16 protein-coding genes are annotated in these 23228 nt (G+C 37.1%); 4 read left to right on the top strand and 12 right to left on the bottom strand.

Annotated elements, in window-relative coordinates; all coding sequences use genetic code 11:
* The first annotated feature begins 120 nt into the window (after positions 1-120).
* The 4 genes from AC23ME_RS12480 (at position 121) to AC23ME_RS12495 (ending at position 5137) form a co-directional block, all read left to right on the top strand.
* Positions 121-1251: an acyltransferase family protein gene (locus AC23ME_RS12480; protein ID WP_487728098.1), complete on the top strand. Its 1131-nt coding sequence runs from the start codon at positions 121-123 to the stop codon at positions 1249-1251.
* 24 nt (positions 1252-1275) lie between these two features.
* Positions 1276-3783, top strand: a complete 2508-nt coding sequence (locus AC23ME_RS12485) for a family 20 glycosylhydrolase (RefSeq protein ID WP_487728099.1) — start codon at positions 1276-1278, stop codon at positions 3781-3783.
* A 382-nt stretch (positions 3784-4165) separates the two neighbouring features.
* Positions 4166-4771 (top strand): hypothetical protein, encoded by a 606-nt coding sequence (locus tag AC23ME_RS12490; protein WP_487728100.1) that lies wholly within the window; start codon positions 4166-4168, stop codon positions 4769-4771.
* Positions 4772-4831: 60 nt separating this feature from the next.
* A complete protein-coding gene (locus AC23ME_RS12495; protein WP_487728101.1) occupies positions 4832-5137 on the top strand; it encodes a hypothetical protein in 306 nt (101 codons plus the stop codon).
* Positions 5138-5355: 218 nt separating this feature from the next.
* On the opposite strand, the gene AC23ME_RS12500 is transcribed toward AC23ME_RS12495, so the two are convergent.
* From AC23ME_RS12500 to AC23ME_RS12555, 12 genes are all read right to left on the bottom strand, one after another.
* Positions 5356-5997 carry a carbohydrate-binding family 9-like protein gene (locus AC23ME_RS12500; RefSeq protein ID WP_487728102.1) on the bottom strand — a complete coding sequence of 214 codons (642 nt, stop codon included), beginning with the start codon at positions 5995-5997 and terminating at the stop codon, positions 5356-5358.
* Positions 5998-6111: 114 nt separating this feature from the next.
* A complete protein-coding gene (gene nagA, locus AC23ME_RS12505; RefSeq protein WP_487728103.1) occupies positions 6112-7305 on the bottom strand; it encodes an N-acetylglucosamine-6-phosphate deacetylase in 1194 nt (397 codons plus the stop codon).
* 6 nt (positions 7306-7311) lie between these two features.
* Positions 7312-8640, bottom strand: coding sequence for a sugar MFS transporter (locus AC23ME_RS12510; RefSeq protein ID WP_487728104.1), 1329 nt, complete (start codon positions 8638-8640; stop codon positions 7312-7314).
* 21 nt (positions 8641-8661) lie between these two features.
* Positions 8662-10248, bottom strand: a complete 1587-nt coding sequence (locus AC23ME_RS12515; protein ID WP_487728105.1) for a beta-N-acetylhexosaminidase — start codon at positions 10246-10248, stop codon at positions 8662-8664.
* A gap of 150 nt (positions 10249-10398) precedes the next feature.
* Positions 10399-11907: a T9SS type A sorting domain-containing protein gene (locus AC23ME_RS12520; RefSeq protein ID WP_487728106.1), complete on the bottom strand. Its 1509-nt coding sequence runs from the start codon at positions 11905-11907 to the stop codon at positions 10399-10401.
* 27 nt (positions 11908-11934) lie between these two features.
* A complete protein-coding gene (locus AC23ME_RS12525; RefSeq protein ID WP_487728107.1) occupies positions 11935-12810 on the bottom strand; it encodes a hypothetical protein in 876 nt (291 codons plus the stop codon).
* A 13-nt stretch (positions 12811-12823) separates the two neighbouring features.
* A complete protein-coding gene (locus AC23ME_RS12530; protein WP_487728108.1) occupies positions 12824-14677 on the bottom strand; it encodes a glycoside hydrolase family 5 protein in 1854 nt (617 codons plus the stop codon).
* A 34-nt stretch (positions 14678-14711) separates the two neighbouring features.
* Complete coding sequence (locus AC23ME_RS12535; protein ID WP_487728109.1) at positions 14712-15746, bottom strand: glycosyl hydrolase family 18 protein; 1035 nt, start codon at positions 15744-15746, stop codon at positions 14712-14714.
* 7 nt (positions 15747-15753) lie between these two features.
* On the bottom strand, positions 15754-16731 hold the full coding sequence (locus AC23ME_RS12540) for a glycosyl hydrolase family 18 protein (protein WP_487728110.1): 978 nt from the start codon (positions 16729-16731) through the stop codon (positions 15754-15756).
* Positions 16731-18164, bottom strand: a complete 1434-nt coding sequence (locus tag AC23ME_RS12545; RefSeq protein ID WP_487728111.1) for a glycosyl hydrolase family 18 protein — start codon at positions 18162-18164, stop codon at positions 16731-16733. Before AC23ME_RS12545 ends, AC23ME_RS12540 begins: the two co-directional genes overlap by 1 nt.
* 50 nt (positions 18165-18214) lie before the next feature.
* Positions 18215-19804 (bottom strand): SusD/RagB family nutrient-binding outer membrane lipoprotein, encoded by a 1590-nt coding sequence (locus tag AC23ME_RS12550; protein ID WP_487728112.1) that lies wholly within the window; start codon positions 19802-19804, stop codon positions 18215-18217.
* A gap of 36 nt (positions 19805-19840) precedes the next feature.
* Complete coding sequence (locus AC23ME_RS12555; RefSeq protein ID WP_487728113.1) at positions 19841-23095, bottom strand: SusC/RagA family TonB-linked outer membrane protein; 3255 nt, start codon at positions 23093-23095, stop codon at positions 19841-19843.
* Between the last annotated feature and the right edge of the window lie 133 nt (positions 23096-23228).

Consider the following 23228-nt stretch of genomic DNA (forward strand, 5'->3'; position numbering starts at 1 on the left):
ATTAATATTTTTCGTGTACGTTAACGAAAATTTTATATTTTTGTTTATCACACGTTTTTCAACAACCAAATAAAATTTAAGAAGCATCATATCATGCTTCAAACCTGAACCATTAAAATTATGAAGAAGACAATTTCGCAAAGGTATTTGTCCTTAGATGTTTTACGAGGATTAACCGTTGCATTAATGATTGTAGTAAACACTCCGGGCGATTGGGGTAATATCTATGCGCCATTTAAACACGCCGACTGGCATGGCTTTACACTCACAGATTTGGTATTCCCTACCTTTCTTTTTGTGGTAGGAAATGCTTTGAGCTTTAGCTTAAAAAAACTAGAAGATGTTTCTTTTGGAGATTTCTTTAAAAAAGTAGCAAAACGAGCGCTCATTATATTTATCATAGGCTTACTACTAAATCTATTTCCATTTGTAAATATTGGGGAAGATGGTGTAACACTCAAGAACTTCCTAGAAGTTAGAATTTTCGGTGTTTTACAACGTATCGCTTTATGTTATTTCTTCGGAAGTTTAATCATCTATTTTTTTAAAAAAGCAACCACTATTGCCGCCATAAGTGCATTTATTTTACTCTCTTATTGGGGTATTTTATATTACTTAGGTGTAGAAGGCGACCCTTATGGTTTGGCAGGAAATGCCGCTAGAGCTTTAGATGTTTCTTTATTTAATAGTAAAAATCTGTATCAAGGATTTGGCGTTGCTTTCGACCCTGAAGGTTTATTAAGCACTTGGCCAGCCATTGTAAACGTATTAATTGGTTATCTCACTGGTAAATACCTCCAAAAACAAGGCAATAGTCCTACTGCTGTTTATCGTTTAGTTGGTGTTGGCGCTTCATTCTTAGCAATTGGCTTTGCGTGGAACTACAGTTTCCCTATCAACAAACCAATTTGGACAAGCTCTTATGTGCTGTTCTCTCTAGGTTGGGACTTGGTAATTACAGGTTTACTCATTGCCATAATAGATGTGCTGAACTGGAAAAAATGGACTTACTTTTTTGAGGTTTTCGGTCAAAATGCGCTGTTCATCTACATTCTTGCTTGGGTAATTATGAAACTTTTATACCTCGTTAAAATAGATGGCTCGGCTTTACCTTCCCTATTTTACAAAAACGGATTACTAAGCTGGTTGGCAGATAAAAATGCTTCCATAATATTTGCAATACTCTATATGCTATTGCTTTGGGTTATTGGATTAATCCTCGATAAGAAAAAAATCTACGTGAAAGTTTAAGCGATATCAATTAATTTCCTTCAAATGAAACAAAAATCATTCATCACCATTTGCTTACTATTACTAGTTATGCAAGGCTACGCACAAAAAATAGACCTTACTTGGAATATTTTAAACTTGGACCACAAGGGCTCTGGACAAACATTATCTGAGCTCACATTAAGCAATCCTTCTAAAGTCGCTATTCCCGCAAAAGGTTGGACCATCTATTTTAATTCTGGTAACCCACGTAACGCTAACGCAGATACTACATTTTTAAAAATCACTCACCTTAACGGCGATTTGTTTAGCGTAACACCTGGCAAAGATTTTAAAGGCATTGCAGCGGGTAAATCTACTTCGGTACAAATCCTATCTCGAAGCTTAAAAAACATTACCGATTATTCGGAAGGTTTCTACATTGTTTACGATAACAAGCCTACAAACCCTATTTCTCTTGCTGTAAAAAATAAATCGGCTTTAAATTACAGTGCACAGGAAAAAGCTATCGCGAACCATATTTACGAACAAAACAAGGCGATAGCAAAATTGAGCGAAAACGACATCCCTCCTTTTATACCTAGTCCGGTGAGTTTTGAAAAAGCGAGTGGCAGTTTTTCTATTAATGGAAATACTAAAATTGTGAGCGATGCTGCATTTAGTAAAGAAGCAGAATTGTTAAAAGTCGAATTAGGCAAAGTGTTAACGCAAGCGCCGCAAATTGTATCTTCTGCAACGCAAAGTAACATTACGTTAAAAGAAAAAGCTGGATTAGCAGCAGAAGCATACGAGTTAGAAATTACATCTGCAGGGATTAGCATTTTAGCATCAAAACCAGCAGGTGCTTTTTATGGCGTCCAATCTTTAAAAAACCTGTTACCTGCCAACGCTTGGAAAGCTAAGCAAAACAGCATTTCTGTTAGCAACTGGAAAATTAAGGATGAACCTCGTTTTCAGCATCGTGCTTTTATGATGGATATTTCAAGAAACTTCCAACCCAAGGCTCAAATTTTGAAAGTATTAGATGTGCTTTCGCTGTATAAAATCAATGTTTTTCACTTGCATTTTAATGATGATGAAGGTTGGAGAATTGAAATTGAAGGTTTGCCAGAACTTACCCAAGTGGGCAGCAGAAGAGGTCATACTTTGACTGAAGATGCACATTTATTTCCATCTTATGGTTCTGGGCCAACGGTAAACAATGCTTTTGGCAGCGGTCATTTAAGCAAAGTTGATTTTATAGAAATTTTGAAATACGCCAACGCTAGACATATCAAAGTTATCCCAGAATATGAAACGCCAGGCCACGCCAGAGCTGCAATTAAAGCCATGGATGCCCGTTATAAACGGTTAACTGCTGCTGGTAAACCCGAAGAGGCGAAACAATATTTATTGAGAGATTTAGCGGATCAGTCTGTGTATCGCTCTGTACAAGGCTTCAACGATAATATTATTAACCCTGAACTACCTTCTGTTTATACTTTTATCGGTAAAATTATCGACGAAACAGTTGCCATCTACAAAGCTGCCGATGCTCCTCTGCATACCATCCATTTTGGTGGCGACGAAGTTCCTGCTGGTGTTTGGGAGAAATCGCCCGCGGTTAAGGCTTTATTGGAAAAGGATAAGTCGATTGAAAATGTAGATGAGTTATGGCATTATTATTTCAAAAAGGTAAATGCCTTGCTTAAGGCTAAAAATCTTTACCTATCGGGATGGGAAGAAATTGGTTTGAAAAAGCAATTGGTAAATGGTAAAAAACAGATGGTTTTAGATACCCGTTTTGTTGGAGAAAATTTCCATACCGATGTTTGGAATAACCTTAAAGGAAATGAAGATTTGGCTTATAAACTGGCTAATGCTGGTTATAAAGTGGTACTTACCAATGTGACGAACATGTACCTTGATTTAGCGTATAATAAAGATTACAACGAAATTGGTCAGTATTGGGGTGGCTATGTAGATGTAGATAAACCTTTCAATTTCATTCCTTTTAACTATTATAAAAACCAAACGGAAGACCAATATGGCAATCCGTTGCCAAAAGGTTATTATGATGCTATGGATAAACTGAACGATAATGCCAAAGCGAATATTATTGGTGTACAGGCGCCTTTATGGAGCGAGGTTTTGCATAGCAAAGAACGTTTTGAGTATCTGTTTTTACCAAAAATTATGGGATTGGCAGAACGTGGTTGGGCAGCAGATCCAGCTTGGGCAACGGAGAATGACCTTGCGAAAAGCAAAGAACTTTATCAAAAAGATTGGTCTAGCTTTGTAAGCAGAATTGGCAAGCAAGAGTTTACTAAATTAAGTCATTATGCTGGTGGTTTTGAATATAGAATTCCGACAGCTGGTTATGTAGTTGAAGACAATAAAGTAACTGCAAATGCACTTTATCCAAACTTAACCATTCGTTATACGGTAGATGGTTCTACACCAAAAGCTACTAGCTTAAAATATTCATCTGCAATTCCGTATCAAAATAATATGAAGTTAAGGGTGTTTAATGCTGATGGCAGAGGTGGTAGAACGGTGAAGGTGGTGAAGTAGAGATAATTGGCTCTTACTTTTTGACCGCAAAAAGTAACAAAAACTCTCGGTTGCTTATTTTTCTTTAAAAGTTTGTGCTTTGGCTTATTGGAGCATCCCGAAAAATAAGAGACCGAAAATTAGCTGAACGGAGATTTGAATGGCTATCGCTAGCGAGATGCCCCGAATATCATTAGTTTAGAATACTCCTAGTCAGATTGATTAGGAGTATTTTGTTTTAATATACTTTGATGATTTATATAAATTGTATAGTTTAGAATGATAAATATATGCTACTCAAATTCGCAAGAACTTAAGAGGTTGAAATATCGTATTAGCACATTTACACTAGCTATCGACAACACCAGAACTACAACATTAAACGAATAGAACAACAAGAATAATGACAATAAAAGAAGCAATTTTAAGAAGTTTAGATGAGATTAATGTTTTAACGAACTATATGGAAATTCATAATCATATAATCGAAAACAATTATTACGACTTTGGAACAGCAAAAACTCCAGCTTCTACTATTTCTGCACTGTTAGGTGATTTCATTCGTAACGGCGATACAAGAGTTAAACGTATTAAGCAAACTGGCGGAACATACTCATACTACCTAACAAAAAACGAACAACATATTGGAGTAGACATATTGAGTGGTGACACACAAACTCATATAACGATCCCAGTAAAAATCAATAAAGGCAAGACCTACGAAGAAAGAGACTTGCACAGACTTTTGAGCAGTTATTTAAAAAATACAGACACTTACTCAAAAACAATTTTTCATGAACAATCAAATGGTAAGGACAATAATCAAATTTGGACACATCCAGATATGGTTGGTATTAAATTCCTAAACTTACAGACAAAAGCAAGCCAGAATTTTTTAAAATCTATTAATCGGGTAGATACCTTCAAAATGAGTTCTTATGAACTTAAACGTGAGATTAACAGCGACAGTGAATTGAAAAAAGCATTTTTTCAAGCAGTTTCAAATTAAAGCTGGGCAAATTATGGTTATTTAGTCGCTTTTGAATATAGTGATAGTTTGAATGAAGAAATGGCAAGATTAAACCAGTCTTTTGGAATTGGCATTATCGAACTAAATGCAAACCCTTACCAAAGCAAAGTACTATTTCCCGCTACTTATAGAGACTTAGACTTTAAGACAATTGACAAATTGTGTAAAATGAACGACAAATTCAATAAATTCATTGAACAGACAGAAAAGTTGATGACAGCAAGTGAAAAATATATTTCAGGAGCAGAAAAAGAGCTTGACGAATTTTGTGACGAATATTTTGAAAACGACACAGAAATCGAAAGATATTGTAAAGAAAAACGTATTCCTATAAGCGAAGAATAGAATAACCAGATCTTCCATATTTGCGATCTGGAAGCCCTATCAAAGGATTTGTAATCCTTAAAACAAACTGATGGATTGTGAAACTTTGTCATTCAGAGCGTAGCGAAGACCGCAAGCAGCTACGAAGTAAATCTATTAGACTAAAAGTAGATGTCTCGTAGCCTCGACATGACAGAGGAGAATAGAAAGTAGCTTAGTTTAAAGCCATCTGCAAAACGCTAACTAAACTCCAATTCCCCAAAAAATTCTTTTCTGTGAAAATCTGGCTTTTCGGCTTCTATCATATTCCAAGTAAGGAAATGAGGTTGCGGTAAACCATCTCCGCATTTGTAGAAATTACCTTTTGCTTTAAGATTATGGAAAGAAGCAATTTGATGTTTAGTAAAAATCTCTTTTGGTATCACCAACATAATTTCCCAATCGAAACCTGTATTGGTATTAATGGTACTGTTCGAATTAATTTTAGAGGAGAAACTTAGTTGTTTAATTACATCAACGGGCAGTAATCTGCGTCCGTGTCTGCCTGTTCCATAACCTATCTTAGTAAAACCTAAGCAATTGAATTCTAAGTTATAATATCCATTATTATCAAATGCTATAAAAAGCTCTACACAACTATCATTATGAATATTTCCGTTGGTTACTTCATTAGCTAAAAGGTATTTTTCTGCAATGATATATTTCAATAAAATCGATTGGCCGTTGTGCGCCATCGAAAACTTCGCATCGGCATTAGCCTGATAAGCAGGCCACGGATTACAATCAATAGGCGTTGTTTTCAAAGCACCCATTAGCTGGCTAATTTGTTCAACTTCCTGCAATCCGTCTGTATCTAAAAAAGGTATCTCTAATCTTCTCACGCTCGTTATAATTAACCACCAAGACGCCAAGGGCACAAAGATTTATTTTTACAGCTATAGAAAAATTAGCTTTTTCTTAGTGTTCTTCGTGTCTTAGTGGTTCTCTTTTAATTTCTATTTGCTATAAACCACATTGCCTTTAACAATTGTAGTTTCTATGTTAATCTCCTCATCAAAAATCACGATATCGGCATCTTTACCTTTCACCAGCTCCCCTTTCCTATCCTGAATGTTTAGAATTTTAGCAGGCGTAGCACTTGCCATTTTAACGGCTTCGAGTAAAGGAACATCCGCCAGTTTAATCATGTTTCTAACCAATCTATCTGTTGTGGCAACACTGCCGGCAAATGCCGTACGGTCTGGTAGTTTGGCTACACCGTCTTCAATAATTACTTCCAAACCATCTTTTAAGCTACCCAACATGCTTTTCCCTTCTGGCATTCCCGCACCTCTCATGGCATCGGTGATTAAAGCGGTGTTTTCAGCTCCTTTAACTTTGTAAATCAGTTTCAATAATGGTGCTGGCAAGTGAATTCCATCAACAATAATTTCTACCGTCATATCGTCCAACAAATAAGCACTTTCTATTACTCCCGCATAGCGATAAGCATTGCGCCTAGAAACGCCAGACATACATGAATAAAAGTGAGTAGCGTGAGTGAAGCCAACTTCAAAAGCTTTCACTACTTCTTCGTAAATGGCATCGGTATGGGCAATGGCTGCTAAAACATTATTCTTTTGCAAGAAACGACCAAACTCAATGGTACCTGGCAATTCTGGTGCAGCGCTCCATCTTTTAATATGCTTTGAGGCTGCTAATATCTCTTCGTATTCTGCCGGATTTGGATTGCGAATATACCTCGGATCTTGCGCACCTTTCTGCGACATAGCGAAGTAAGGTCCTTCAATATGTATACCTACAAAGTCTGCTCCTTCTTTATTAACGGCATCAGCTTGTTCATAAATGGCAAGCGTCGTTAACAAATCTTCTTTCTCACAGCTTAAAGTAGTTGGCATTAATGCAGTGGTACCATATTGTGCATGGGTTTTAGCGATGGTCAAGAAAGCTTCCAAGGTATTGTCCATAAAATCGTGACCGCCACCACCATGCACATGCATATCGATAAAACCTGGAGAAACATATTTCCCTTTGGCATCTATTTCGAGAGCGTTGTCAGCATTTTCTATAGTGATATTTTTAGCACTGATTTCTGCTATTTTTCCATCGGCAATAATCAAGGTGCCATCCTTCAAAAAACCAGATGGGGTAATGATATTTGCGTTATATATTTTGGTATAGTTATTCATGGGGGATTATTTTTTGGACGTCCAACTTTTTAAAGTGTGACCATAGAAAGCATAAAAAATGAGGTAGGCGTAACATGGCAACAACACCCAGTAAGCTTCACGTAAACTGTAGTTATCTGCCCAATAACCATAAAACAAAGGCATAATCGCATTACCACAAAGTCCCATAATTAACAGCGATGCGCCAGTTTTAATGAACCTGCCAAGATTGTCTAAAGCCAAAGGCCAAACACCAGCCCAAATCATAGAATTGGCAAAACCAAGCAACACGATAAACCAAACAGAAATATCGGTCTGGTGACCAAAAAGTGTGATTTGACCAGAGAAAAGAAGAATGCAACCACTTAGTATCAAGCCCAACAGCGTACAAATTTTCAACGCTGTTTTTTGGGAAATCAGTTTTGGAATAAAGCTTATCCCTAGTAAATAACCTACAATCGTTGCAGTTAAGGTATATGATGGAAAGGTTTTAGCTTCCATAAAATCCATTCCATGATGTGTAGCATAGTTTACAATACTATCTACCGCAATTACCTGTGAACCTACGTGGAAGAAAATAGCAATTGCTCCTAAAACCAAGTGCGGAAAATCTAAAATGCTATTCTTTCCAGCGTTTGCTGTAGAAACTTCTTCCGTCTCAGTATCCGTATCTATTTCTGGCAGCGGAGAATATCTTACGAAAAAGCCAAGGATTAAAAGCAGAACTGCAACAACTCCATAAGGCATTACCACACGTTGGATCAGTTCATCTAATGCCGCAGCTTTCTCCAAGCCTTGCATCAATTCTATTTGCTTAAACAAGGCGCTATCTGTTGGTTTTAAAACCACCGCAGAGAAAAGCAATGGCGCTAAAATACCCGCCATTTTATTGCAAATACCCATTACGCTAAAGCGTTGCGCAGCTCTTTCTTTTGGGCCTAAAATGGTGATGTAAGGATTTGCAGCAGTCTGCAAAATTGCCAAACCGATACCTAAGGTGAATAATCCGGTTAAGAAAATGCCATAAGTTCTGGTTAATCCGGCAGGTACAAAAAGTAAAGCACCAATACACATTGCCCAAAAACCAATCATCATTCCTCGTTTAAAACCTACTTTTTTAAGGAGATAACCTGCAGGCAACGACATGACCAAATAAGCGATGTAAAACGCAAAGGCTACCAAGTACGACTCGAAATGGTTAAGCTCGCAGGCAATTTTGAAAAACGGGATAAGAATGGCATTAATCCAGGTTACAAAACCGAAGATGAAGAACAACAACCCTATTAAAGAAATAGAGATTAAAGTGTCTTTCTTGCTCAATGATGATACCTGAACTGTATTATTTTGTGTCGGCATATTACGGGAGATTATTCGTTATTATTTTAATTTGCTTAAACGAGTTACCAGGTCTAAGTATCTGAAATTTCGTAGTCTAGTTTCTTCTTTGATCTCTTCATCAAATAAAAGCGAAGTGTTTAATTCCTTAAAGTTTTTGTCGACCTCTGCGACATTTAAAGCCTGTAGTTTCTTCAGCAAAGCAGGTGCATGTTCCGTTTTAAATTCGGGTTGGTTAAGCGCTATTTCAGCTTCCATAGTTACCAAATAGTTGTAGCGGATATTTGCCATTAATGGATAATGCGCAAACTCTGCCGATGATTTTGTCACCTTCAATTTTTTCAAAGTATTTAAGGAATAAGCTGCGCTGTCTACCAGTTGTTTGATGGTCAAATTGCCTTTGCTTACTTTCCCTTGCGCCACTTCGTATTGCGCCAGTTTTAATGCATTCCAAAACAATTTGGCATCTGCAGCATTGAAACCATACTTCCCTACCGCGTATTGGCTAACGAATGCTTCTGCATTTAGTGGCTTTTCTGTTGCTAAAGCTTTGAAAAATCCATCTATCAATAAGTTAAATCCCGAAATTGGGTAAACTCTTCTGATGGCATGCATATCGATAAAATCACTGTGTGATTCTGCAATTTGTGTATAGATCCCAGAGGTAGACCATGAAGTCATCACCATTCCTGTATAACCCAACTCTCTAGCTTGCGGAATAAAAGTTTTAATGTTGTTGAAGTGCTTTGCCCAATCGGTTAAGAAGTAATTATCTGGGTGGCTTCTAATGGCTGGCGAACCCCAAATTTCAAATCCACTTTGCACTAAATTCTTATGATCGCCGAAACGGTCTAGTTCCCAGCCGTAATTCCAATCTATAAATACAGTTTCTTTAGGTAGAGACTTTAAAGCATCGGGATATTTTAAAGCGATATCTGCCCAAACCACTGGCTTTTTACCCAGACTTACCACTAATTCGCATAGCATTTTGATGTAATCTCCATACAAGCGACCCATTCCCAAAGAATCCGCTTTGCGTTTAGATTCTGGTGCACGACCTAGCAAATAAGTTTCATCTCCACCAATGTGGAAATAAGGAGATTTATGTGTACTTACCATATCTGCAAATAAGTCTGCAAATAGCGCCTTACATTGTTCTTCTTTAATTGGATTTACCTGAGAATAATCTTTCTGATCTTCTCTTAACTCTTTGTAGCGATAGTGTTTAAGAATATACTCTACGTGACCGAAGCTCTGTTGTAGGGGAATAACATCGATCTTTAGCGAATCGCAATAAGCGATGAAAGATTTAACTTCAGCTCTGCTGTAGGCGTATTTATTAGAAATTACCGCATGTTTCTGGTACGGATAAGTTGCCTCCCATTCCATCACCAGAGTATTGATACCGTTTTGGCTGAGTTTTTTGGCGAAGGCTTTTAATGCAGGCATTTTCATTACCTGTATCCGTAAATCGAGGTGAAAACCTTTTACCTTGAACTCTTTTGTAGCTGGAATATCATTTGCATTCACACGCTGCATTGAACACCAAAACACCACAAATAACACTGCTAACTTACTTACGCTTATCTTTTTCGCCACTGCTTGTAATTTTAAAATTAAACCTATCATTACTTTATAATTTGAGTTGTTAATTAGATGATGGATTTAAGACAATCAAACATTAAAATTATTAATTAAAAACAGCATAATGTGGTCTTAGATTTACATCCCCCGATTGCTTCTAAGACCTTCATCATTACACTGATATCTTTATCGTTATTATTTTACAAATTTTGTAGTACCTACATTTCCTTTTGCACCAATTTTCAATACATACAAGCCTTTAGGTAAAGCGCTTACATCTACTTTAGGCTGATTTACACCTTTGTTTAAAGCTACTTTTTGCACAATTAATTTCTTACCATTTAAATCTGCTATCACTAAATCTGCTTGTGTATTTTCAGGAGATTTATAAGTTAATAGCAACTGTTGGTCGGCATTTAAATAAGTAGTTAACTTATTGGTTTCTAAATCAAAAGTTACTACAACAGGTCCGTATTCTTTGCTGTTACCATTTACATCTACTTGCTTCAATTTGTAATAGTTTTTTCCGCTTAATGGATTTCTGTCTACGAACTGATAGTTATTGTTTACACTGCTGTTTCCTTTTCCGTCTATTTTATCAATTGCTTTGAAAACACCATCTTCCGATGCTCTTAAAATATCGAAATGTGAGTTATCTTTTTCTGAAGCTGTTGTCCAGTTTAATTCTGCACCACTATTTGTTTTCTTTCCTGTGAACGAACTTAGTTCTACTGGTAAAACGTTTTGTGGTATCCAACCGAATTTGATATTGCTGATAGAAATATTTCCAGAGCTACCAGCTTGTAAATTATGTCCTCCAATAAAAATTGCATCTATTTTTTCGTTTGCAGTAATTTCTGATGAGGCAGGCAGGTTAGAAATAGTAGTTCCGGTAACAATTTGAGTTTCTAAAAGAACTCCCCTTACAAAAACATTATACGTTCTAGCTGGTAAAGTATAATTAGTTGCGCCTCTACTGTAATTTCTAGGAAGACTGCTATTGTTACAATAAATTTCTATATCCATTTCATCTACTTTACTGAATATAGTATTGCTATTATTGGTACTAGGAGAAGCTGGCGCATCTGCAGAAGTATACCCATAAGGAGATGATGGATTAGTTGCCGACCTGTCAAATCTTACGCCACCATTAGGAACACCGCCAATTTGAAATCTAAAACCTCCAAAAACACCTGGCAGCGCATCGTTCCACATTTGAGCATCGTTTTCAAATACATTTCCCGTTGCAGTTTTACCAAAACCAATATTAACAACAGTACGTAAATTTGTATTGCTATTTGTGGTTGTATTATTGAAACTCAGTTTAAAAAAAATACTTGTTACAGCAGTTGTTCCTGTTACACCATATAATGCGAATTTATTTGGAGCACCAGCTAGTTGACTTGCCGCAAATGTGAGTTTAGAAACGTCTATTGTAAATCCTGCACCAGCACTAGCAGCTGCAAATACTTTAACAGAGCCATTACTTGGTGCTGCTAGAAAATTATTAGTTGTACCTGTAGAAATGGAAGACTTCGCAGTAGCCTCAGAAGCATAGGTAGCTCCCAGAGTTCCTGCAGCAATATTATATTCAAATGAGGTGGCTGCTGTTGCCCCTTGCCATGTACCAAAAGTAGCCTGCGCCTTGGCAAAGTATGTTCCTGCAAAAAGCAGACCTGTAGATAGTAGAAGTTTTAATTTCATAATGGTTGGTTTAAGGTTGATATGTGGTTAATTTTGAGTTAGTGTACCAGCTTTGATGTTACTTACCGAGAAATTCAACGTGTTTTCTGCACTGCTAGAACCGCTTAACATAAAAGCATCAATAGCCATATTTGCATCTAATTCGCCGGTTGCAGGTAAGTTTTCTGAACCGTTTAATTTCAAAGCTTTATCGTTTACGAAGATTTTGAACGTTTGAGCAGGGATAGTATAAACGTTTCCTTTGCGAGTGAATGACTGCTCTTCTTTCGAGTTGTTGCTGTAAATCTCAACTTTCAAGTCTCCGCTTTTATCGAAAATATCTGCATCATAAGGTTTGTGCATATACGAAGATCCACTTACTGCTCTGTGTTCAGGATTGGTGTAAGTACCTCCCACCATGAACCTAATGGCACCGAAAATTCCTTCTTGTTTTCTGTTGCTGTAAGCTGTCGCATTTTTGAACAAGCTTGTTTGCGAGTTACCGAAAGCTAAAACTGCAGTGCCTTTTGTTCCATCATTAAATGATAAAGTGAAAAATAAACTACCAACTGGCGATGATTGAGGAATATCAGTTACCGAGAATTTATTTGGTGCTTCTACATTACTTGCTCCAAAGTTAATTACCGATTTGTTCACCGAAAAACCAGCGCCAGCAGATGGAGCAACCACTACCCTTGCTGTACCAACTGCAGGAAATGGCAAAAATCCAGGTTTGTCTTTGCTAGCTTCCGATGTCTTTGCTTCCGAACCTGCATTAAATTTCTTGCCAGAACCTGTTCCAGTTCCTAAATCGTAGTTCCAAGAAGTAGCTTCCTTTGAGCCTTTCCAAGTGCCATAAGTTTGCGCTTTAACTGCGGTTACAGCTAGGCCCAAAATGGCTAATGTTAAAAATCTAGTTTTCATATTGTTGTTTAGTTTAGTTTCCTATTAATGATTTGATTTTGATATTGCTTACCGAAAAGTTCAAAGTGTTTCCAGTACTGCTAGCTCCCGAAACCATGAAAGCATCAATTGGCATGTAGTGTAATAGTTCGCCCGTTGAGGCAATATTGGCAGAACCTCCAACCTTAACCTGCGTTCCGTTTACGTACATGTGTAGCGAGGTTGCTGGTAACGTGTAATCTACACCGTCTTTTTTATACACTCGTGGATTGCCAGTGTTGTTGCAATAAACTTCGAAGTTTAAATCGCTTGTTCTAGGGAAAACATCCACATCATGTGATTTATGAATGTAAGAATTGCCTTCTAAAGTCCTATACTGCGCATTTGATGAATTAGTACCTACCAAGAACCTAATTGCAGTGAAAACACCATCTTGTTTACTGTTGGAATAAGCATCGTTAGCTTTGAAAAGATTTCCATCTCCACCACCTATAGCTAAAATTGCCGTACCGCTAACACTATTATTAAACGAAAGTTTAAAAGATAGGTTAACTAAGGTTGATGAACCTGCAATATCATAAATAGAAAATTTGTTAGGTGCAGTGCCATTACTTGCGCCAAGTGTTAATACTGAATTAGCTAAATTAAAACCTGCGCCTGCATTAGCGGCAACAGAAACTCTAGCCGTGCCAATATTAGGATATGGTAAAAATCCTGGCGCATCTTTTTTAGATTCTGAAACTTGAACATTTGAAGAAGCAGTTAAACTTGTTCCAGTTCCTGTACCAGACGCTAAATTGTATTCCCAATTCCAAGGCAAGTAGTTTCCAGTCCAATTATCTGCTGGTGTACTTAATTGTGTTCTAATCCATTTTCCTGCTTCCTTAAGATTATCGTCGCTCCAAGGACCATTAGGGCAAGTTCCTGTTTTCCACGCTGCACCTGTTAACGGACTATCAGAATAATTCCAATTACACCAAGAGATTTTTCGCTCTTCCATAAATTTCATCCATTTGCCAGACATTACGAAATCGTTAGCACCATCTCCCCAGCCATCTTGCGTACCAAATTCAGTTACAAATACTGGAACGCCATTAGCAATAGCTTTAGATACGTAGCCCATTCTTCTACCTTGATGGTTGGCACTCCATTTATCAGCAGCATAATAGTGCATGGTATACATGATGTTCTCAAACGCTAGCTTGTTTCCAATTACCAAATCTGGTCTAGAAGCATGCTCTGGCGTACCTACAATAATGATAGATTGAGGATCATTATTTCTGATAATTGGAACAATTTGATCCGCATAATTTTTAATAATTGGCCAAGTAACTTCGTATTGTTTATTATTGGGCTCGTTACAGATTTCGTAAATTACATTTCCTTTACTAGCATGTTTTTTAGACATGTGCTCGAAAAACACTTTTGCTCGTTCGGTATTATAATTAGGATCTCCAGGGTCTAACATGTGGAAATCTACCAAAGCATAAACGCCTTCTTTATAGCATTTCTCCACTAAATCATCTACAAATTTTGTGAAGTAAACCGGGTCTTTTTCGTAACCTCCTTCTTGTATATACATCGAAATACGAAGAATATCGATACCCCAACCATGCATCAAAAGATTTAATGACGTTTCGTTGTAGCAGTTACCTCTGTACTGTAAACCGTGAGTACTCATGCCACGCAATTGTATAGCTGCACCTTTTTGGTTTACGATATTCGTACCCGATAATTTTAATCGCCCATTGATATCAAAAGGACTGTTTTTTCTAATTGTTATTCCTTCTTCCTTCTTCTGTTCTTCTCCCTCTGGTTTAACAGTTTTATCTCCTTTGCAGGACATAAATACAATAAGTAGTAAGCTTAATAAATTGAGTGTCTTCATAATTATCGGTTTAAGCACAGTTCAATACGAATTACTATTTCGTAGCTTCTTTGTGGGTTTTATCAATTAGTTTTAAAAGTGAGTGATCATTCGAACTATCATAAAGCAGTTGCCAAATCATAATCCCTCCTCCATCTTTAACTGCCAGCTCTGTTTTTGCTTTAATGGTGGTTTTCCCATTGTAGTAGAAAGTTCCACCGTTATTTGGAAAAGGAATTTCATCTGCGTTCATCCAATCTGAATAGTTTTGCTGCACCGTTTGCCAAGACATTTGCGCTAGCGAAGTATTGGTGTTAAATAAGGTTCCGAAGCCGTAGCCATAAAATGGAACACCTAATACCAACTTCTTCTTATCTAAACCTCTTTGTCCATGCCAGTAATTAAGATGCTGAACAGCATAGGCGTAGGTAGAATGCTGCCCAGGATTGCTCAAATCCCAACGACCAGTAGCATCATAAGCCATAATGTTAATGAAATCGAAGGCTTTTAATGCTTTGTCGGTTACTCTAGCTCTTGTCCACCAAGCTACTGCAGATGTCAAGAGTTTTTTACGTTCGGTTAATGGCGCACGCAATTCGGTGATGAACGCTTCATAATTGGCATCAATATCATCACCTTCTAAGTCTACATCAATGCCATCTAATTTGTATTTATCAACAAAGTCGATGAAGTTTTTGACCAAAGCAGGACGTTTTGTTCTTAACAGCTCGGTGTAATATCTCTGCGGACTGCCGCCACCACAAGAAAGCATTACATACACCCCTTTTTGATGTGCCGTTTTAACTACGGTGTTTAGCGCAGGCATATCAGCGAAAGTTGCAGCAGTTGGATCTGGGTTGATAAAAGCAATATTTAAATGGGTAATTTTATCAAAGTCTACCTTCGCTAAATCGTCTAAAATACTTGCCCTAGACCAAATGTATCCTACAACTTTGAAATCCTGTTTTTTGGGTACAAAAGTTTCCTCAGTGTTTTCATTTTTTGGTGGTAATGTCTCTTCTACTTTTTGCTTTTTGCAAGCGAAAAGACATACCAATAGCATAAACAATAAATATTGAGGAAATTTCATATCAATTTTATTTACCCGAAACAGCTGTGTTTTTGTATGTATTATTGATGAGATTTAATAGCGAATGCTCGTTGAAACTGTCGTAAAGTAATTGCCAAATCATTACTCCACCGCCTTGTTTAGCTGCTAATTCTGTTTTCTCTTTAATGGTTTTCTTACCGTTGTAGTAAATTGTCCCTCCATTGTTTGGCAACATAATTTCATCGTGGTCCATCCTATCTGCGTATTTAGTTACCACATCGTTCCAAGAAATCTGTCTAAAAGCTCTGTCTTTACTCGGCAATTCACCAAAGCCGTAGCCATAAAATGGAACACCAACGTTAAGGTTTTCTTTCTTCAAACCTCTCTCATTATGCCAGTAAGCCAAATGCTCTTCTGCGTAAGAAGTTGGCGAATGCTGTCCCGGCACTTCAGGTTTCCAAGGGCCAGTTTTATCATAAGCCATAATGTTGATGAAATCGAATTGTGCTAAAGCTACATCAGTAATACGAGCTCTAGTCCACCAAGCAACTGCCGACGTTAAAAGTTTCTTTCTTTTGGTTAACGGCTTGCGTAAACCAACTACAAAAGGCTCGTAGTTTGCATCAATGTCATCGCCTTCTAAATCTACGTCTATACCATCTAAATTATATTTATCTAATACTTTGATAAAGTTTTTAACTAAATCTTTCCTGTATTTTTCTGTCAACAATTTAGCATAGTAAGCATGGCTACTACCACCGCCACAAGACATTAAAACCTTGATGTTTTTCTGATGTGCAATTTGAACAACCGTATCTAAACCTGGTACATCTTTAAAATCTCCTTCTGGAGTTGGATTGATAAATGCAATGTTAAGGTGTGTGATTTTATCAAGGTCAATCTTTTTCAAATCTTGAACCATGTTTTTTCTAGACCAAATGTAGCCCACTACCTTAAATTGAGCATGAGACAATTCAGCAACAAGGAGTAAACATAGGGTCATTAAAATCTTAGATACCTTCATTATTTTATGGTTTTTGAAATTGTTCCTATAATAGAAGTGGCATCATCAACGGTATCATTTTCGCCAGCCCATACGTAAGCACCTAAAACATTTTCTGTTTTTAACAATTGTACCTTACGTGTAATTGTTGGGATACCATTATAATACACACCTCTCGAAATAGCGGCAGTATAATCTTCGTTTACGTTAGCTGAGTTTTGTGCTATAATTTCTCTGTATGGTATAAAATTGAAGAAGGTATTTCCCCAGCCGTTATTAATTACATTTCCGTTGGTTTGAGTTGTTGTCTGTAGGTGTCTAATTCCAATTGCAGGAATGCCAACAACAATTTTATTTAATGGTAATTTAGCTTTCCAATAATTAACTCCCGCCACCATTAATTCGTAATTTGAAGGTTGACCATGTACATTTACGCCACCCCAGTAAGCAGATTGTAGATAAGCTCTAACATTTACCCAATTTACGTTAGCAAAGTTAGCCGGTAGATATTTATCTACCACCCAGTTAGAATACAGACCTGTTGCTCTTGTTAACGTAGGAGAAGCTACAGAAACGGTAATAATTTTATTTGGCCCAAGTAATGTATGTAATTTATTTACGAAAGCACCAATCGCTTGTATGTTGTCCCTAAAAGTTGCTTCAACATCGTTACCAACATCCGACATCCTTACTTCTACCCCATCCATGTGGTGTAGATTAACAAAATCTACTACTTTTTGAGCTATTTCATCTCTCTTGGTAGCATCTCTAAGTCTTACACCAAAATCACTACTATTATAAACACTCCAACCATCTAGAGATAAAGTTCCACTAACTCCTAACAGCGCAGAAACACCTTCTGAATGTGCTTTTTGCACAAAGAATTCTATCTTTCTGTCGGTTGTTGCTTCTAGAAAACTTACGTCTCCACCAGGGGTAACTGCTGCACCTTTAAATGCTGCATGAGTTACATCTTTCCATCTGATGTTTTCGTTCATTTGCACAAAAGTTGCGCTAGCAGAAAGATAAGACATCACAACTTTCGTGTACGGCTTTTGAGTGAAGGAAACTTGTCCGTCTGAAAACACAAATATGTCTTTGTAGCGATTTACTGTTATTCCCTCGTAAGTAGCTTCTACCTTTATCCTGTGTTCTCCAGCCGTAGTTGCTTTGAAAACGTAATCTTCGCCAGTTGCCACCTGCACATCGTCTACTTTCCAAATCACACTCACTTTACCAGCGGGCGTGAACTGCACAGAAGAAAAATCAATCTCATCTCCAATATCTAATAATTGGGTGGTACCTGGTACTGGAAATATAGTTGCTGAACTTCCTACCAAAATTCGAGGAATAAACGTGCTGTTTTCTTCCTGCTCCTTAACTTCGTCTTTTTCGCAGCCTACAAAAAGTGCAAACGAAAACAATATGTATGCTAGTAATTTAATTTTTTTCATCTCTCTTGAGTTTTTTATTACTGTTGTTCTACATTAATTATCTCAATATATTATTCTTGATCCCACCAAACACGTCTTGTCCAATCATCGGTACCTAAGCGTTGAATTGCCGCATTAACGTTCGCTGTATTTTGTAGTTTCTCGTTGTTTGGATATTCAAACCTTCTTGGAATAGTTTGAGAAGCCGAATTGTTAGTTGGTGATGGAATTAGTATTGGATAGCCACTTCTTCTCCAGTTAGCATAAGTTTCATTTCCGTTTAATAATAAAGCAATCCATAACTGCGTGTTAATTTGTTGTAATTCTGTACCTACAGCCAAAGGATTTACAGCTTTAAAATTGCTAATCTCTGTAGCCGTTACTACCGGACCGTTTGGATATAAACTCAACTGTCTCATAGCTGCTTCTACTCCTCTATGGAAATGTTCTTCAGCAGTTCCTCCTAAGTTCAGCCCAAAACGTACCGTAGCATCAGCCAATAATAATTCAACCTCTGCATAGGTAATGTGGAAAAATGGCGCATCATTTCTTAACAGGTTATGATTAAGTTGTGGTTTTAAATCTAAACTAGTTGGTGTATAAGCAGTTCCGTTAGCTAATGTAATTGTTCCCGATACAGTTAGTGGATTTTCGGAATTTGTAGCTCCAGGTACGCCGCCAACCAAGTTCATTTTAGCTTTAACTTGTGCTGTAATGTCTTCTCTCTCTAAAAATCTGGTAGGTGCTACCGGAACAAATTCTCTATAACATTTAATGATATGATTAAAACGTGGATCGCTTGTAAGTCTAAGTGCGTCTAAAAACGTGTTTACCACACGACCCATTTCATTTTTGCTATTCCATGCACCAGAAATTCCATTAGGTCTTATATCTGGATAAGCATTAGGAACATTTTCATGTCTAACCATACAGATATCAGCATTGCTAGTAAATAAACCTGCGTTATATGCGGCTTGTATTTCTGCTTTTGCCTTTTCAGGATCTCTTTTCCCCAAACGCATTGCTAGACGTAAACGAAGAGAATTAGCAAATTTTTTCCAAGCTAATATATTGCCTTTGTAAAAGTATTCATTTGGCACAGGATCTTTAGATGCATCTAATTGTGCAGAAGCTGCGGCTAATTCTTTAAAGAAATCATCATAAATCTCTTTTTGCGTATCATATTTTGGTCTTATAATACCTGCCGAATTTCCTTTTCCAGCTTCAGAATATGGAATATCTCCATATAAATCTGTTAATCGAGCAAAAGTGTACACCTTCATAATACGACACATCGCATTTAAGTTGGTTTTATTGGCAACGCCATTGGTACGCTCTACTGCATCTACAATATTAACTACATCATTTTGATAGCTATTCTCAAACGCTCTCCATAATTGACTAGGTGTTTTATTATACACAGCCCCAAAGCTCATATTAAAAGCACCTGCAAATTGTTGCATCATTGGTATAAGCAAAAAATAATTTGTTCGCTCTTGTATACCTAAGTCTCCAGAAAAATAAGCTTGTGTAAACATCAGCTGACTTGCCGGATCTAGATTAGTTGATCTGGTAAGGTCGGTATTCTGATCGGTAATTTTTTTGCATGATAATACACTTAAACCAACCGTTAGTAATACTATATATTTAATTTTTTTCATCTTTTTAAGTTTATCTCTACTACCTAATAAGTCTATTTAGAATTTCACATTAAGGTTAAAGCCCCAACCTCTACGAGTTGGTAATGAGCCATATTCTAAACCTTGACCATTGCTATTGTTATAGTTCGAATCTGGATCTACGTTTGGTACATCCTTATAAAGAATAAATGGATTTCTAGCTACCAATCCTAAAGAAGCTCCTTTAACACCTAACTTCTTGTTTAGCGTTTGAGGTAAAGTATAGATAAATGTTAACTCTCTTACTTTTACATAACTAGCTTTATAAACAAATGGCGGAGCCACCATTGAGCCGTCTGTTACGAACGTAGACCAGTATAATGACGGATCCATAGCTCTTGTGTTGGTCACATAAACAGGATTAGCTTCTGTACCAGTATTAATTACACCTTTTGGCACAAAACCACCAACTTTACCTTCTGCCTGCCATTGTGCAAATGTTTTCTTCTCTGCCAAACGTCTTTCTTCTGAAAGTATCCATTCTTCCCTACCTTCTAAGGTGGCGTTAGCTGATCCTCGAGCATGTAGGAATAAATTTGTCATCGAAAACATATCTGCACCGAATTTTACATCTAGTGCTGCACCTAAGGTAAAATTACCGTAAGAAACGCGATTGGTGATACCTCCAGTCCAATCAAAAATACCTTTACCTAGCACTCTCAATGTTGGATCTATAACTGGCAATAAACTGCTAGAATTTAGGATAACGTTACCGTCTGGGTCTCTCTTAAAATCAGTTCCCATTAAGGTTGCATATTGCTCACCTGGCTTAGCAACAACTTGCAAACCAGCCCAACGAGCCTGCGACAACGTTAAGAAATCTCCCACACGATCAGATAATGACTTTATTTCACTTCTATTTCTAGCAAAATTTACACTCACATTCCATTTAACTTTGCTTTTATTTGATAATGGACTACCTGAAATTAATAACTCAATTCCATGGTTAGTAATTACCCCTGCGTTGATCAGTTGGTTGGTAAACCCCGAAGATTCTGGCGCTGGTACTCTGTTAATCTGATCTCTAGAATCTGATTTATAATAAGTCGCATCAAAATTGATCTTATTATTAAAGAACTTCAGGTTTGTACCAAACTCAATAGATCTAGTTCTTGTTGGTCTTAAATCACTTGGTGGTATAACATTAGATGATATTTTACCATTCAATTGTCCATTGAAAGGAAGTTGGTTCAACATGTAATACATATCTAACATAAATGGATCTGTATCACTTCCCACTTCAGCTATCGAAGCTCTTAACTTACCAAAAGATAAAATGTCGCTCTTTATGTTGAACGCATCTGTAAAAGCAAAACTGGCAGATAAAGAAGGGTAAGTATAACTGTTATTGCCATCTGGCAAAGTAGAAGAAACATCATTTCTAATGGTAGCATCTAAAAACAAATAGTTTTTGAAGCCAACAGTTACCAAACCATACACAGATCTAATCTCACGTGGAATATAACTATCTAATACAGATTTATCTAAATAACTACCTGGGCTAATTGCATCCTTAACTACCATATTTGAAAATGCAGAAACTGTTCCTTTTTGGATACGTTTATTGATACTTCCGCCCATTCTTGCAGATAAATTAAAGTCTTTGTTGACCTGCTTAGTGTAGCTTGCTAATACCTCTACTTGATTAGTTGTAAAAGTTCGTTTTGTTTGATCTAGCTGACCACCAAGCGCACCAGGAGTTGTCATTGGTCGGTAGCTTTCATAATCTAAAAATGTGATATCTGTAGCTGCCTTTGCATTGATGCTAAATGCTTTTGTAAATTGATATGTGGCATTAAGAGCTCCGGTAAGTCTATCTTTATCCGTTTTATTATACATCTCGTTAATTACCCAGTACGGATTTAAGCGAAATTGACCTCCACCCCAATCCAAATAATCGCCTTGCGGATTTGTATAATTAGTTGCAAATAATTGTTGATCGATATTATTGGCTAAACCATTAAATGCCCATCCAATATTAGATGGAGAGTCTCCTAAGCCTGCCCTATTGTTTACACGTTCGTCCATGTAAGACGCTCTTACATCAAGAGTTAGCTTGTTACCAAATTTAGAACGGCCAGAAAAAGTGTAAGTATTTCTTCTGATATCACTGGTTGGTACAATATCATCATACCTAAGATCTGCTGCAGAAAATCGGAAACTTGATTTATCTGTTGAACTAGATAAAGCAATAGTATTGTTAAAAGATGATCCTGTACGGAAAAAATTCTGAATGTTATTTTCAACCAGTGCATAAGGTCTTGTTACACCGTCAAACCCAACATAACTAATATTAGGATCTAATCTTGCACCGAAATTGACAAACAATGAGTTAAATGCGGTAGCTTGGTCGGTTGGTATTAACTGATTTCGGCCTTGTCCGTATAGGTATTGCACGTCATCATATTTAGTTAATTGTGTTTCAATAGTGTTCGTACTATTAAAATCTATCCCCAACTCTTTATTGTTTGTACCCTTTTTAGTAGTGATTAAAATTACACCATTACCAGCCAAACTTCCGTACAGTGCGGCAGCAGCTGGGCCTTTCAGTACAGAAATACTTTCAATATCATCAGGATTAATAGCCGAAATAGCGTCGCCCATATCTACTCCAGCACCATACTGATCTGTTCCTACTTGTCCATAGTTAGAATTATCCATAGGAATACCATCTACTACGTACAAGGGTTGGTTGTTACCGGTAATACTCGTTGCACCTCTAATTACAACTCTAGACGAACCTGCAGGTCCGCCCGCACCACTATTAATTACCAAACCAGCTACTTTACCAGATAACGAGTTCATTATGTTGGTTTCCTTCGCTTTATTAATATCATCACCATCAACTTGTGTAACGGCGTAGCCGAGCTCTTTTTCACTTCTCTTAATACCAAGTGCAGTAGTAACTTGTACAGCTTTTAGTAGTTGTACATCTTCTTTCAGAGAAATATCAACTCTTTTTCTTGTATCTCTGGCTACAAACGTTTGGGTTGCGTAACCAGTCATCCTCACCTGTATGGTATCGCCGTTATTAGCTCTAATGCTGTAACCACCATCGACATTGGTTACCACGGCTTGTTTGGTTTTCTTGTTAAATACAGTTACACCCGGAGACTTGAAATTATTCTCATCAGTTACTGTACCTACTACCGAAAATTGTTGTTGGAGATTAACTACGGTTTTATTTGCAGCTACTTTCTCTATAGAGAAAGCACTTAACAAGGTAGTTAATAAGACCAGCAGCAGCATTTTGAATAGTTTGTTTTCTTTCATTTTTTGCTTGGTTTAGGTTGTTGATTTATTTCGTGTACGTACACGTTATTAATTGAAAAAATAGGTTTTGATTAGTTGTGTTTATCAAATCTGGTTATCATTGCCGAAACTTTCAAATGAACTAACTTTTCTT

The organism is Pedobacter sp. T50_32 (assembly GCF_057652195.1).